This is a genomic window from Streptomyces rapamycinicus NRRL 5491 (assembly GCF_024298965.1).
GTDB classification, from domain to species: Bacteria; Actinomycetota; Actinomycetes; order Streptomycetales; family Streptomycetaceae; genus Streptomyces; species Streptomyces rapamycinicus.
The window spans coordinates 11,118,283-11,134,777 of the sequence record NZ_CP085193.1 but is presented as its reverse complement, the minus strand read 5'-3'; the positions used below and the strand labels follow the sequence as shown (position 1 = coordinate 11,134,777).

The 16,495-nt window shown below is 71.3% G+C and carries 1 protein-coding gene; it reads right to left on the bottom strand.

Features of this window, described 5'->3' with window-relative positions:
* Positions 1-24: 24 nt before the first annotated feature.
* Entirely contained in the window at positions 25-16,473 is a 16,449-nt protein-coding gene (locus tag LIV37_RS46025) for a type I polyketide synthase (RefSeq protein WP_121826584.1), read from the bottom strand.
* Between the last annotated feature and the right edge of the window lie 22 nt (positions 16,474-16,495).

The window sequence follows — 16,495 nt, the reverse complement described above, 5'->3', positions numbered from 1 at the left end:
TGCCTCCCACCGCGTCGAGTACGTTCACAACTGGGTTCCGTCGAACGCCCGTTGGACCAGTCCGGCGATATCCATTCCATCGATCAGGTCGAGCTCCTCATCGGCGGACGGCCGGCTGCCGTCCTGTGCGGCCGCCTCGGTCCTGGCCAGCGACCGCAGCGCATCGAGCACTCCGGCCTCACGGAACCGGCTGAACGGCACGGCGGCCAGTACGCGGCGGATCTCCTCCTCATCGGCCTCGGTGGCCTCGTCATCGCCCTGGTCTCCCAGGAGCTCGGCGCGCAGGTACTCCACCAGCGCGGCGGGCGTGGGGTAGTCGAAGACGAGAGTGGCCGGCAGCCGAGTACCCAGCGCGGCGCCGAGGGTGTTGCGCAGGTTCACGGCCGCGAGGGAGTCGAAACCCATCTCCTGGAACGCGCGTTGCGGTTTGACGGCCTCGACACCGTTGTGGCCCAGCGCGACGGCCGCGTTCTCGCGCACCGCCTTCATCAGGGCGCGTTCCCGCTCGGCGTCGGAGCCCGCGGCCAGTTCGCGCAGGAACTCGGAGGCGGATCCGTCGGTGGTGTCGTCCGTACGAAGGCTGTCGACGATCTCCTGAACGCCCGGCAGATCACCGATCAGCGGACTGGGCCGCAGTGAGGTGAAGGCCGGAACGAACGCAGACCAGTCGATGTCCACCACGGCCACGAGCGTGTCGTCATGGCGGACGGCGTGCGTCAGAGCCGCCATGGCCGCCTCGGGCGCCATGGGCAGCACACCACGGCGGCGCAGCTGCTCCTGGGCCGTGGCATCGGCGGCCACACCGAAGCCGTCGATCACACCCCAGGCCACCGAGGTGGCCACCAGGCCCCTGGCACGGCGCCGCTCGATCAGGGCGTCGAGCTGGGCGTTGGCCGCGCCGATCAGCCCCTGGCCGCCACCGCCCCAGACGCCGGCGACCGACGAGAAGACCACGAACAGATCCAGTTCCCGATCGGCGAGGAGCGTGTCGAGATGCAGCAGACCGTCGACCTTGGCCGCCAGCGTCTCCGCCAGTTCATCGGTGCTGGTGGCGTCGGTCTGGGCGATCCGTGCCAGGTCGGCGGTGTGGACGACACCGGAGAGCTCGGGATACGCGGCGGGGCCGGTGAGCAGCCGCTCCACCGCGTCCCGGTCGGTGAGGTCCGTCGGGCACACCGTCACCTTCGCGCCCAGACCGCTCAGCTCGTCCCGCAATGCCACCACGTGCGGTGCTTCATGCGGCGCCTCCGGATCCGAGCCGACGGTCAGCACCAGATGCTCGGCGCCGGCACCGGCCAGCCAGCGCGCGGCATGCCTGCCGAGACCCTCCGTACCCCCCGTGACCAGGACGGTGCCACGCGGCCGCCACTCCGGCTTCGTCGCGCCGGTGGTCAGTGGATGGCTCCGCAGCCTGCGTACGAACGCGCCCGTGGCACGGATCGCGAGCTGATCCTCATCGCCCGGACCGGCCAGCGCGGCGAGCAGGGTCCGGGCGGCCCGGTCGTCGAACACGTCCGGGAGGTCCACCAGCGCCCCCCATCGGTCCGGCTGCTCCAGCGCCACGGCCAGGCCGAGCCCCCACACCGCCGCCTGTTCCGGGGCACTGAGCCGGTCCGTCGCGCCGACGGTCACCGCGCCTTGGGTGGCGCAGTACAGGCGATGCCCCGAGCCCGCCGCACCTGCCGGGGCCAGGTCGCCGAGGGCCTGCACCAGCGCCAACGTGGCCGCGGACCCCTCGGTGAGCGTCGCGGAGCCGGAACGTACGCGCTGATCGAGAGCGAGCAGGGACAGCACACCACCGATGTCGTCATGGTCCGCCAGCGCGCCGCGCAGCATCCCGGCGAAGGCGGCGCGGTCGGGTGGTTCCGGTCCGTCGAGCCGCAGGGTCGTGGTGCGCAGACCCTGGCGATTCAGCGCCGGGGCCACCTGGGCCGCGTACTCCTCGTCCTGGCAGCCGTACGGCAGGACGACCAGCCAGGTGCCGGTGGGTACACCGGAGGTGGCGCCGGGGAGTGGCTTCCAGGTGACCTGGTAGCGCAGCCGGTCCGCCGCGGACTTCTCACCGCGCTTCTGCCGCCAGTCCGACAGCACGCCCAGCGCACCACCCATGGCGTCCAGAGCGGCACGGTTCTCATCGGCGTCGGCAAGGTCAAGCGCATCGGCCACCGCGCCGAGGTCGCCGCGTTCGACCGCGGCCCAGAACCGGGCGTCGATGGCGTCCGCGCCGCTGGGGGCACCGGCGGGGCTCTGGTCAGAGGCGGGCCGGGTGTCGTGAAGCCAGTAGTGGGCGCGCTGGAAGGCGTAGGTGGGCAGATCGGGGAGGTGGACGGGCGGAACGGTGGCGCCGAACAGAGCGCTGAAGTCGATGCGTACGCCTGCCACGTGCAGGTGAGCGACGGCGGACAGCAGCGCGCGGGGCTCGTCACCCTCACGTCGCAGCGACGGCACCACCACGGGCCGTTCGGCCGCCTCTTCCGGCAGACAGTCCCCGACCATCGCGGACAGCACCGCATCCGGCGCCAGTTCGAGATAGGTGCTCACGCCGTGGTCGGCAAGCGCCCGCACTCCGTCCGCGAAGCGCACGGCGGCACGCACATGCTCCACCCAGTACTCGGGCGAACACACCGCATCTGCGTCCGCTAGTCGGCCCGTCACGTTGGAGACCAGCGGGATCAGCGGTGCGGTGAAGGACAGATCGGCGATCGCCTCCTGGAACTCCCGCAGCATGGGCTCCATCCGGGCGGAGTGGAACGCGTGCGAGACCGCCAGACGCCTCGTCCGGCACCCCCGCTCCGACAACTCCCCCGCCACCCGCAACACCGGCTCCTCATCACCGGAGAGCACCACCGCCGCAGGACCATTCACCGCCGCGATATCCACTCCTGGCACCAGCAGAGGACGCACCCGCTCCTCACCCGCGCCCACCGCCACCATCACGCCACCCCCCGGCAACGCCTCCATCAACCGACCCCGCGCCGCCACCAACACCGCCGCATCCTCCAACGACAACACACCCGCCACATGCGCCGCCGTCACCTCACCCACCGAATGCCCACCCACCACATCCGGCACCACACCCCAGGACTCCACCAACCGGAACAACGCCGTCTCCACCGCGAACAACCCCGCCTGAGCAAACACCGTCCGCTCCAGCAGCTCACCGCCCCCGAAGACCACCTCCCGTACCGAATCAGACACACCCCCGGTGTTCAACTCCCGGTCCAACGCCACACACACCGCGTCGAAGACCTCCCGGAACACCGGGAACACCTCATACAACCCACGCCCCATCCCCACCCGCTGACACCCCTGACCAGCGAACAACACCCCCAACCGACCACGCACCACCGAACCCGACACCACCCCGGCAGCCGACTCACCCCGCGCCACCACACCCAACCCCGCCAACGCCTCCTCACGACCCCCCGCCACCACCACCGCACGATCCGACAACCCCGCCCGACCACGAGCCAACGCCAGGGCGAACTCGCCCAGGTCCTGGTCAGGTCGCTGATCCAGGAAGGACAACAGCCGCTGCGCCTGAGCCCGCAGGGCGCCCTCGCCTCGCGCGGACACCGGAAGAAGCGCCTGGCCACTGGGCAGCTGCGGTGCGGGCGATGCCAGGTCAGGGACGTTCGAGGGCTGTTCCAGGATGATGTGGGCGTTGGTGCCGCTGACGCCGAACGCGGACACCCCCGCGCGGCGCGGGCGATCCACCTCAGGCCACACCCGCTGTTCAGTCAGCAGTTCCACCGCACCCGCCGACCAATCCACCTGCGGCGAAGGCTCATCCACATGCAACGTCCTCGGCAACACCCCATACCGCAACGCCAACACCATCTTGATCACACCTGCCACACCCGCAGCCGCCTGCGCATGACCAATGTTCGACTTCAACGACCCCATCAGCAACGGCCGATCACGATCCTGGCCGTACGTGGCCAGCACCGCCTGCGCCTCGATCGGATCACCCAGCGGTGTGCCCGTGCCATGGGCCTCGACCGCGTCCACGTCCTCCGCCACCAGCCCCGCCCCCGCCAACGCCCGCCGGATCACCCGCTGCTGCGACGGACCATTCGGTGCCGTCAAACCGTTCGACGCACCGTCCTGGTTCACCGCACTGCCCCGCACCACCGCCAACACCCGATGGCCGTTCCGCTCCGCATCCGACAACCGCTCCACCAGCAGCACGCCCGCACCCTCGGCCCATCCCGTGCCGTCCGCCGAGGCCGCGAACGACTTGGATCGGCCGTCGGGGGCGAGCCCGCGCTGACGGGAGAACTCCACAAAGGCGTCCGGCCCCGCCATCACCGTCACCCCGCCGGCCAGCGCCATCGAGCACTCCCCCGCCCGCAACGCCTGACCCGCCAGATGCAACGCCACCAACGACGACGAACACGCCGTGTCCACCGTCACCGCAGGACCCTCGAACCCCAGCACATACGACACCCGACCCGACAGCACACTGCCCGCGCCGCCGGTCATGAGATAGCCCTCGGAACCGTCGGGAGCCGTGTCGAGGCGGCTGGTGTAGTCGTAGTTGACCATTCCGGCGAAGACACCGATGTCCTGGCCACGGAGCGAGACGGGGTCGACCCCGGCGCGCTCCAACGCCTCCCAAGACGTCTCCAACAGCAACCGCTGCTGCGGATCCATCGCCAACGCCTCACGCGGCGAAATCCCGAAGAAGTCCGCGTCGAACTCGGCCGCGTCGTAGAGGAAACCGCCTTGTCGCGCGTAGCTGGTCCCCGCGTGGTCCGGGTCCGGGTCGAACAGGTTCTCCAGATCCCAGCCTCGGTCCACCGGGAACTCCCCGATGCCCTCGGCCCCCGCCAGGACCAGCTCCCACAAGTCCTCCGGCGAGGCCACGCCACCCGGCAACCGGCAGGCCATCCCCACGATGGCGATCGGCTCCGTGGGATCGCCCGCCATCCGCACCGGTTCGGTCCGTCCGGTGTCCTGTCCGAGCAGCCGGGCGTGCAGGAATGACGCGAGCGCGGCCGGTGTCGGATGGTCGAAGGCGAGCGTGGTGGGGAGCTCGGCACCGCTCAGGTCTCGCAGGCGGTTGCGGAGCCGGACCACGTTCAGGGAGTCGAAGCCGAGGTCCTGGAAGGCCCGTTCGCCGTCGATCGCCGACGCTTCGTCGTGCCCCAGCACGGCGGCCACGCTGCTCAGCACCAGGTCATGGACCAGCCGGTGCTGCTCGGCCTCGGTGCCGGCCTTCAGCCGTTCGACGAAGGCCGTGGCGTTGCCATTCCGGGCCGCTGTCTCCGGCAGCGGCCGAGGACGCGGCTCACCCACTGCGGAGGCGTCCGATACGGGAGCGTCCGGCCAGTACCGCCGGTGCCGAAAGGCGTACGTCGGCAAGTCGATCCTGCGCCGCGAGGTTCCCGGGAGCAGCGCGGTCCAGTCGACCCGGACACCACGGACATGCAGTCGAGCGAGCGCGGCCACGGCGGCGACCGGATCTGGCTGTTCGCCACCGTGCAACGTGGGGACGAACATGCCCGGGTCGGCGCCGTCGCCCAGCGCCTCCTGCGCCATGGCGGTGAGGACACCACCGGGGCCGAGTTCGAGGAAGGTGGTGACGTTCTGGGCGTGGAGTGTGGTGACGCCGTCGAGGAAACGGACGGTCCTGCGTGCGTGCCCGACCCAGTACTCCGGGGAGCACAGCTGATCCGGGGTGGCCAGCTCGCCCGTGACGTCGGAGACGATCGGCACCGCCGGAGGCGCGTACGACAGCCCGGCGGCGACTGCGCGGAACTCGTCGAGCATGCCGTCCATATGCGCGGAGTGAAAGGCGTGGCTCACCCGCAGGCGCTTGGTCCGGTGCCCCTGGGCCGCGCATAGCCGCTCGACGGCCGCCACCGCGTCCCGGTCACCGGAGACGACGACAGAGGCGGGCCCGTTGACCGCGGCGATGTCCACGGCGCCCGGTACATCGGCCAGCAGAGACCGCACCACGGTCTCGGGGGCGTTGAGCGCCACCATCGCGCCACCCGGCAGGGCCTGCATCAGCCGCCCCCGCGCGGCCAGCAACGCGGCCGCGTCCTCCAGGGACAGCACGCCCGCCACATGGGCCGCGGTCAGCTCGCCCACGGAGTGGCCGGCGAGGAAGTCGGGGCGCGCTCCCCAGGACTCGTACAGCCTGAACAGCGCGGTCTCCAGCGCGAACAGCCCCGCCTGGGCGAACACGGTGTGGTCGAGCAACTCCGCCTCATGGGTCCCGGGCCGGGCGAACACGACCGCGCGGACGGGGTGTGCGGCATGCCCGGCGTCGACCAGATGGCGGTCCAGTTGCGCGCAGGCCGCGTCAAAGGCGTCGCGGAACACGGGATGGCGTGCGTGCAGTTCCCGGCCCATCCCCGGGTGCTGGCTGCCCTGCCCGGTGAACAGCACCGCGAGCCTGCCGGGGCTCGCCACGCCTCGCGCCACGGGGCCGTCGCTCGGCCCGGCGATGGCGTCCAGTCCGCTCAGCAACTCGGCCCGCCCCGTGCCCACGACCACGGCCCGGTGGTCGAATGTGGCCCGTGTGGTGATCAGGGAGTGCGCGATGTCGCTCGGGCCGAGCTCCGGGTGGCTGCGGGCGAATTCCGCGAGCCGGGCCGCCTGGCCGTACAGCGCCTCGGCGCTCCTGGCCGAGATCACCCACGGTACGGCGGGGATCGTTTCCGGGTCCTGCGTGGCGGGCTCGGCGGCGGTGGCCGGTGCCTGCTCCAGGTTCACCGGCGCCTGCTCCACGATCGCTGGGGCCTGCTCCACGATCACATGGGCGTTGGTGCCGCTGACGCCGAACGCGGACACCCCGGCCCGGCGCGGACGCCCCGCCTCCGGCCACGCACGCCCCTCGGTCAGCAGCTCCACCGAGCCCGCCGACCAGTCCACCTCCGGTGTGGGGGCGTCGACGTGCAGCGTCCGCGGCAGGACACCGTGCCGCATCGCCATGACCATCTTGATCACACCGGCCACGCCCGCGGCGGCCTGGGCATGGCCGATGTTGGACTTCACCGAGCCCAGCCACAGCGGCCGGTCGCGGTCCTGTCCGTAGGTGGCGAGGATGGCCTGCGCCTCGATGGGATCGCCCAGTGCCGTACCCGTGCCATGCGCCTCGACCACGTCAACCTCGGCGGCCGACACACCCGCGCCGGCCAGCGCCTGCCGGATGACACGCCGCTGCGACGGGCCGTTCGGCGCCGTCAGACCGTTCGACGCACCGTCCTGGTTCACCGCACTGCCCCGCACCACCGCCAGCACCTGGTGGCCGTTCCGCTCCGCGTCCGACAGCCGCTCCAGGAGCAGCACACCGACACCTTCGGCCCACCCCGTACCGTCGGCTGAGGCGGCGAAGGGCTTGCACCGGCCATCGACCGACAGTCCACGCTGACGGGAGAAGTCCACGAAGGCGTCGGGACCGGCCATCACCGTCACCCCACCGGCCAGCGCCATCGAGCACTCCCCCGCCCGCAGCGCCTGCGCGGCCAGATGCAGTGCCACCAACGACGACGAACACGCCGTGTCGACCGTGACCGCGGGTCCCTCCAGGCCCAGGGTGTAGGCCACGCGCCCGGACAGCACTGCCGCGGAGACGCCGGTGATCCGGTGCCCCTCGACCTCGTCCGGAACATGGCGCAGGCGGATCGCGTAGTCCTGGGTGTTCATTCCGGTGAACACTCCGATGCCACTGCCGCCCAGCGTGGTCGGGTCGATCCCGGCCCGCTCGAACACCTCCCACGAGGTCTCCAGCAGCAGCCGCTGCTGCGGATCCATCGCCAGCGCCTCACGCGGCGAGATGCCGAAGAACTCGGCGTCGAACCCGGCTGCGTCGGACAGGAAGGCGCCGTGCCGGACGTAGGAGGTGCCGGGGTGGTCCGGGTCGCGGTCGTAGAGCGCGGACAGATCCCAGCCACGGTCGTCCGGGAAGTCGCCGACGGCGTCCCCGCCTTCACTGATCAGCCGCCAGAAGTCCTCGGGGCTGTTCGCCCCGCCCGGGAAGCGGCAGCTCATCGCCACGATGGCGATGCCCTCGTCCGAAGCCTTGCTGGCGGGTACCGGGGCGGCGGGGGCGCTCGGCGACCCCAGCAGCTCGGTGTGCAGATGCCGGGTGAGCGCCCGTGGGCTGGGGTGGTCGTAGAGCAGGGTCGAGGGCAGCCGGAGGCCGGTGGCGGCGTTGAGCCGGTTGCGCAGTTCCACGGACGTCAGCGAGTCGAACCCGAGCTCCCGGAAGGCCCGTTCGGCGGCGATGCCGTCCGTCGATGAGTGTCCGAGCACCTGGGCGGCGTGGTGTGTGACCAGGTCCAGCAGCCTCTGCTCCCGTTCGGCGGGGTCCACCGACTCCAGCCGCCGTACGAGGTCGGTCCGCGACGCTGCCGTACGGCTCACGACCCGGCGGCCCGGTGGCACCAGCTTGTGCAGCAGAGGGACGACCGGAGTGGCGGCCGCCGCTCCGGCGCGCAGTCCCGCGAGGTCCAGGCGAGCCGCCACCAGCGCGGGCGTGGCACTGCGCGCACCGGCGTCGAACAGCGCCAGACCGGTCTCCTCCGAGAGGGCGGTCATGCCGAAGCGCCGGGTGTGCTGCCGCAGGTCTGCCGCGGTGAGGTGTGCGGTCATCTCGCTATTGAGCGCCCAGTGGCCCCAGGCGACGGAGGTGGCCGGGAGCCCTTCCGCCCTGCGTCGCTGGGCGAGGGCGTCCAGGAAGGCGTTGGCCGCGGCATAGTTGGCCTGCCCGGGGTTGCCGAAGACGCCCGCGGCCGAGGAGAACATCACGAAGGCGGCGAGGTCCATGCCGCGCGTGAGCTCGTGCAGGATGAGGGCCGCGTCCGCCTTGGGACGGAGGACGGTGTCGAGCCGTTCGGGTGTCATGGCGGTGACCACGCCGTCGTCCAGGACACCCGCGGTGTGCACGACCGCCGTGAGGGGTGCTTCGGCGGGAAGCGAGGCCAACAGGTCCGCCACCGCGGTCCGGTCTGCGATGTCGCAGGCCACGGCGCGTACGGACGCGCCCAGCGCGCCGAGTTCGGACTCCAACTCCGCCACGCCTTCGGCCGCGCCGCCACGGCGGCTGACCAGCAGGAGGTTACGTACACCGTGCTCGGCGGCGAGGTGGCGGGCGAACAGCCCGCCCAGCGCACCGGTGCCACCGGTGATGAGCACCGTGCCGGTCGGGTCCAGCGGCCGTCGTGTCACTTCCTCGTTTGGCGCGGCGCGCACCAGCCTCGGTACGGATGCCACCCCGTCGGCGATGGCGATCTGCGGTTCGCCGGTGGCCAGGGCGGCGGGCAGCAGCGCGCCGGAGGCGTCGTCCGCGTCCATCGCCACCAGGACCAGCCGGTCCGGGGCCTCGGACTGTGCCGAACGCACCAGCCCCCAGACGGCCGCGCAGATCGGGTCGGTGACCTCGCGCGTGACGATGACCAGCCGCGGGTCCGTCTCCGGCGCGGCCAGCCAGGCCTGGACCCACTCCAGCGCCCGCGAGGTGACCGCCCGGAGGCCGTGGGTGGTGTCCGTCAGGTCCACGCGTACGAAGGGCGGTGCGTCGCCGTGGTCGGCCAACGTTGTCAACTCGGGCGGGCTCGTCACCGTCACCATCGCGGGATCCGAGGCGGGCGAGGGAACAGGGAGGGGGAACCACTCCACCTCGAACAGCGCGTCCTGCGGTTCCGTCCCGGCTGCCGACACCCATACGTCGGCCGGGAGCGGCCGCGACGTCACCGAGCCCACGGACCCGACCGCCCTCCCGGCGGAGTCCGCCAGTCGCAGCGTCACGCCGCCCTGACCGTCGGGGCTGATGCGCGCGCGCAGCTCGGCCGCGCCGGTCGCGGACAGGGACACCGCGCGGTAGGCGACGGGAAGGGCCGATGCCTCAGCGTGCGTGTCGGCGTGGCATACGGCTTCCAGCAGGGCGGGGTGCAGTGTGTAGCGCGCGGCTTCGGCCTGCTGGTCGTCGGCCAGTTCCACCTCGGCGAACACGTCGGTGCCACGGGTCCACGCCGAGTGCAGCACACGGAACGCCGGGCCGATGCCACGTCCAGCCCGTGCCAGATCGTCGTAGACCTGGTCCACATCGATGGGCGTGGCTCCAGGTGGCGGCCACGTCGCGAGGTCGATGTCAGGCGCGGTGGCAGGCCGGGCGAGCGTGCCCGTGGCGTGTCGGGTCCAGTCCGTACCGCGCGGACCCGGCCCGCTGCCCTGCGGGCGGGAGTGGACGGTGAGGCGCCGTCGGCCGGAGTCATCCGCCCCACCGACGACCACCTGGAGCTGCAGACTCATGCCCTCCGTCAGCACGATCGGGGCTTCGATCAGCAACTCGTCGACACCGCCGCAGCCGACCTCGTCACCGGCGCGCACCGCCAGCTCCACAAGGGCCGATCCGGGGAGGACGGCCATACCGGCCACCGTGTGATCGGCCAGCCACGGGTGGGTGCTCAGCGACAGGCGGGAGGTGAACAACGCCCCGTCCGTATCCGGCAATTCCACCCAAGCGCCCAGCAGAGGATGCTGAGCACCGGCGAGGCCGATGGCGGTCACCTCACCGGTCCGGGGGCCGCGCTTCAGCCAGTAATGCTGGCGTTGGAAGGCGTAGGTCGGGAGGTCACACGCGGTGTGTGCGGGGACGTCGCCGAGCAGGGCGGACCAGTCGACGGTGACACCGCGTACATACGCCTCGGCCAGGGAGGTCAGCACACGGCGCATACCACCCTCACCCCGGCGAAGCGTCCCGGTCACCACGACCGGTCCGGCGTCCGCTTGCTCTGCCGCCGCCTCAATACTCATCGTCAGCACCGGATGCGCACTCACCTCAACGAACGCCCGGAAGCCCTCCTCCAACAGGCGCTCAATGGCCGGGGCGAAGCGGACGGTGCTCCGCAGATTGCGGTACCAGTACCCGGCATCCAACTCAGCCGTATCCAACCACTCCCCCTCCACCGTGGAGAAGAACGGAATACCCGAGGACACCGGCCGGACCCGCGACAACGAACGCGCCAACTCCCCCTCGATCGCCTCCACCTGCACCGTATGCGACGCGTAATCCACATCGATCCACCGAGCCCGCACCCCCACGCCCTCACACTCCCCCACCAACTCCCCCAACGCCCCCGGCTCACCAGCCACCACCACCGACAACGGCCCATTCACCGCCGCCACCTCAACCCGACCACCCCAACGGGACACCAACAACTCCGCCTCACCCACACCCACACCCAGCGACACCATCCCCCCACCACCCGACAGCCCCGCCGCAATCGCCCGACTACGCAACACCACCACCCGCGCCGCATCCTCCAACGACAACCCACCCGCCACACACGCCGCCGCAATCTCCCCCTGCGAATGACCCACCACCGCCGACGGCACCACACCAGCCGCCAACCACACCCGCGCCAACCCCACCATCACCGCAAACGACACCACCTGCACCACATCCACCCGCTCCAACAACCCCACACCCCCAACACCCCGCACCACATCCACCAACGACCAACCCGTCAACGGATCCAACACCCCCGCACACTCCCAAAGCCCCTCCGCAAACACCACACTCGACTCCAACAACTCCGCACCCATCCCCACCCACTGCGCCCCCTGACCAGGAAACACCAACACCACCCGACCCCGAACCTCAGCCCTCCCCGCACCACCACCCTCCGCCACCGCCACCAGCCCCGCCAGAGCCTCCTCCCGATCCCCCGCCACCACCACCGCACGATCCGACAACCCCGCCCGACCACAAGCCAACGCCGCCCCCAGCTCCACCACACCCACATCCGGACGACCCTCAACGAAATCCAGCAACCTCCGCGCCTGCCCCCGCAACCCCGCACCACCACGCCCCGACACCACCAACGGCACCACACCACCACGACCACGACCCGAAGCCTCCGCCACCACCCCCACAGCCACCCCCGGCGCCTGCTCCAAAATCACATGCGCATTCGTCCCACTCACCCCGAACCCCGACACCCCCGCCCGACGCACACGCCCCACCTCAGGCCACACCCGCTCCTCCGTCAGCAACTCCACCGCACCCGACGACCAATCCACCTGCCGCGAAGGCTCATCCACATGCAACGTCCTCGGCAACACCCCATACCGCAACGCCAACACCATCTTGATCACACCTGCCACACCCGCAGCCGCCTGCGCATGACCAATATTCGACTTCAACGACCCCATCAACAGCGGCCGATCACGATCCTGGCCGTACGTCGCCAGCACCGCCTGCGCCTCGATCGGATCACCCAGCGGCGTACCCGTCCCATGCGCCTCCACCGCGTCCACATCACCCGCCACCAACCCAGCCCCCGCCAACGCCCGCCGGATCACCCGCTGCTGCGACGGACCATTCGGCGCCGTCAGCCCATTCGACGCACCGTCCTGATTCACCGCACTGCCCCGCACCACCGCCAACACCCGGTGACCGTTCCGCTCCGCATCCGACAACCGCTCCAAAACCACCACACCCACGCCCTCAGCCCACCCCGTACCATCCGCCGAGGCCGCGAACGACTTGCAGCGACCATCGGCGGCGAGGCCGCGCTGACGGGAGAACTCCACAAAGGCATCCGGCCCCGCCATCACCGTCACCCCACCGGCCAGCGCCATCGAGCACTCCCCCGCCCGCAACGCCTGACCCGCCAGATGCAACGCCACCAACGACGACGAACAGGCCGTGTCCACCGTCACCGCAGGACCCTCGAACCCCAACACATACGACACCCGACCCGACACCACGCTCGCCGAGGTGCCGGTCATCAGGTGGCCTTCCAGACCGGCGGGGGCATCTGCTCCTTCGGTGGAGCCGACTCCGTAGTCCTGATGCATCATCCCGGCGAAGACGCCCACGTCCTGGCCCCGCAACGAGACCGGATCGATCCCGGCCCGCTCCAAAGCCTCCCATGACGTCTCCAACAGCAACCGCTGCTGCGGATCCATCGCCAGCGCCTCACGCGGCGAAATCCCGAAGAAATCGGCGTCGAACTCCCCCGCGTCATACAGAAACCCGCCCCGACGCGCATAGCTCGTCCCCGCGTGATCCGGATCCGGGTCGAAGAGGTGCTCCAGATCCCACCCCCGATCCGCCGGGAACTCCCCGATACCCTCACCACCTGCCAGAACCAGCTCCCACAACTCCTCCGGCGACCCGACCCCACCCGGCAACCGGCAGGCCATCCCCACGATCGCGATCGGGTCATCGACCGGACCCGCCCCCGCGACCACAGTCGAAACCGGGGCCGGAGCCGGGACCGAATCGGGGGCCAGGAGCGGGACGGTCGGCACTCCCGTACCGCCGAGCAGTTCCCGCCGCAGCAGGCTCCCCAACGCCACCGGTGTGGGGTGGTCGAAGGCGGAGGTGGCGGGCAGGCGGAGCCCGGTGGCCTCGCTCAGCCGGTTGCGCAGCTCCACCACCGTGACCGAAGTCAGGCCCAGGTCGGTGAAGGCCCGCTCGGGCTCTACGGCGTGCTTGTCGGCCAGGCCGAGCAGGTCGGCCAGGTGTTCGCGGACGAGATCCGTGAGGAGCCGGTCCCGGTCGGCCTCGTGCGTGTCCATCAGCCGCTCCCGCAGGGCGACCGTGACGGCCTCGTCCACGGTGGCGGTACGGGCCGGGACGTCGATCAGGTCCTGGAGCAGCGGGGAGGCCGTCCCGGTCGGCACGGCGGTCGGGTCGAGCTTCATGGCGACGAGTTGGGCGTGGTCCACGCCCAGGGCGGCGTCCAGCGCGGCGAGCGCCTCCCTGGAGCTCAGCGCACCGGTCGTCTCGTCGGTCTCTCCCTCCCACGGCCCCCAGGCGATGGACTGAGCCGGTACCCCTCGCATACGCAGATGCTGGGCGTAGGCGTCGAGGAAGGCGGCGGAGGCGGCCTCGGTGGTCTCCCCTGCCGCGCCCAGCAACCCCTTGGTCGAGGAGGACAGCACGAACGCGGTGAGATCTGCCTTCCGGGTGAGCTCGTACAGCGTCCTGGCCTCGGCGACCACGCGCCCGTCCGACGGCTCGTCCACGGCCTCCCAGGCGTGGACGACCACGCTCAGGGGGCTGGTGGCCTTCGCCAGCGCCCGCCGCAGTTTGGTGCGGTTGTCCAAGTCGCATTCGACCAGTCGGACACCGGCTCCGGCATCGGTGAGCTGGGTGCAGAGCTCGTAGGCCCGGCCGCCCTGCCCCGGTGGAGCGATCAGCAACAGTTGGCGTACGCCGTAACCGGTCACCAGATGCCGGGCGATCGCGGCGCCGCGCCGGGTGTCCACTCCGGTGACGACCGCGGTGCCATGGGGGTCGAAGGCCACGGACGCATCCGGCTCGGTGTCCGGGCCCATGCCCAGACCCATATCCAGGGCCACGCGTTCGAGCCGTGGCAGCAGCACGACGCCCGAGCGCACCGCGCTCTGGGGCTCGCCCGACGCCACCGCCGCCAACAGCGCACCGGCACACGTCTCGTCATCGGGCGCGTCGAGGTCGACGATGGCGATACGGCCGGGATGAGCGGCTTGCAGGGAGCGCGCCAGCCCCCACAACGCGGCCTGTTCCGGGTTCGGCACATCCTCGCCCGCGGTCGTCGCCACGGCGCTTTGGGTGACCACCACCAGCAGCGCATCGGACAGTTCGGCGGAGGCCAGCCACGTCTCGACGTCCCTCAGGACACCCTCGGTGGTGTCCGCGGGGGCCGAAAGCAGAGCTACGGCGGGCGGGGGACTTCCGGCAGCCACCGCCGCTCTCAGGTCGACCGTGTCGACGTGCTCGCCCAACTCGGTACCAATCGAGGCCCGCAGCAGACCGACGAACCCGGGGGCATGCCGCCCGAGCAGGACCCAACGGCCGGGCCGAGGGCGTGAGGCAGCCATCTGAGGGACCGATGCCTGAGGGGCTGACGGCTGTGGAGCCGACGGCTGTGGGACCCACCTCGTACGGAAGAGCGCGTCATGGTGGGCGTTGCCCACCGCGCGCAGCCGTGCCGGGCCGTCCAGCAGCCGGTGCCGGGTGACCTTGCCGGTCGCGGTGCGCGGGATCCGCTCGATCTCGTACAGCTCCTCGGGCACCTTGAAGTACGAGAGCCGCTCCCGGCACAGGGCGAGCGCCTGGGCCGGGTCGAAGCCGCCGGGGGCGGGGACGACGAAGGCCACCGGGACTTCGCCGAAGACGTCGTGCGGTTTGCCGACCACTGCGGCGTCGGCCACGCCGGGCGCCGTCCGCAGGACGTCCTCCACCTCGACGGGGTGGATGTTCTCCCCGGCGCGGATGATGAGTTCCTTGAGCCGCCCGGTGACCGTCAGATAGCCGTCCCGGTCACGGCGGGCGAGGTCGCCGGTGTGGAACCAGCCGTCGCGCAGCGCCTCGGCGGTGGCTTCGGGCTGGTCGTGGTAGCCCGCCATGATGTTCGGGCCGCGGACCCACACCTCGCCCTCGGTCCCGTCGGGTACGTCCAGGCCGGTGCGGTGGTCGACCACCCGCAGGGCGAGGCCGGGGACGGGAAGTCCGCAGGAGCCCTCGACCCTGGGCCCGGTCGGCCAGTTGATGGCGATGGAACCGGAGGTCTCGGTGCTGCCGTACGCGTCGATGAGCGGGGCCCCGAAGGCGTCCTCGACCGAGCGCCGTAGCGCCGCCGTGGTCACGGCGCCGCCGACCAGGCCCACCCGCAGGTCAGGGGCGGTGAACCCGGGCGCTTTGGAGGCACGGACGAGGTAGTGGTACAGCGTGGGGACTCCGGCGATGACCGTGGAGCGCTCCTGGCCCCACAGCTCCAGCACGTCTTCGGCGGAGTGTCCGTCGGTGATCCGGGCGGTCGCCCCGACGGCGGTCACGGCCAGCACGCACACGATGTGGGAGAGGCTGTGGAACAGGGGCAGCGGCCAGAGCACCCGGTCCTCGGCGGTGAGGCCGAGCGCGGGTACGTACGACGCGGCGACCGACCAGAGGCAGTTGCGCTGGGTGGCGAGCACACCCTTGGGCTTGCTGGTGGTGCCGGAGGTGAAGAGCATCCAGGCGATGTCGTCGAGTCCGTGGGCGTCGCGGGCCGGGGTGTCGGGCTCGGTGGTGGCGAACCGCTCGTAGGACAGGCAGCCCGCGGGGACCGGGTCCTCCCCCACCACCAGCACGGTCAGCGGACTCGCTCCGGGGTCGAGCCGGCGCAGCAGCGGCAGGTGGGCGGAGTCCGTGATGACGACCTGACTGCCGCTGACGGTGAGCAGATGCTCCAGTTCGGCCTGGGAGACATGTGGGTTGACCGGAACGCCGATCCCCCCGGCGCGGACGATGGCGAAGTAGCTCTCCACCAGCTCGACGCGGTTGCCGAGGTACATGGCCACGCGGTCGCCCGGCAGCAGGCTCAGTCCGGCCAGATGGCCGGCGAGCCGGCGGGTGCGCGCCTCGAGCTCGGCGTAGCTGATGGCGCGCCGGGCGTCGGCGTAAGCGGTCTTGGCGCCGAAGCGGCGGCTCTGTTCGGTGAGGAGGTCCTGGATCGGGCGGATCAGTTCGGTGCGCAGCATGCCACCTCTACCCTCCCTGCGG

What these genes read in the sequence shown, in the direction of transcription:
- LIV37_RS46025 (WP_121826584.1), bottom strand. Translation starts at nt 16,473, where the DNA reads ATGCTGCGCACCGAACTGATCCGCCCGATCCAGGACCTCCTCACCGAA.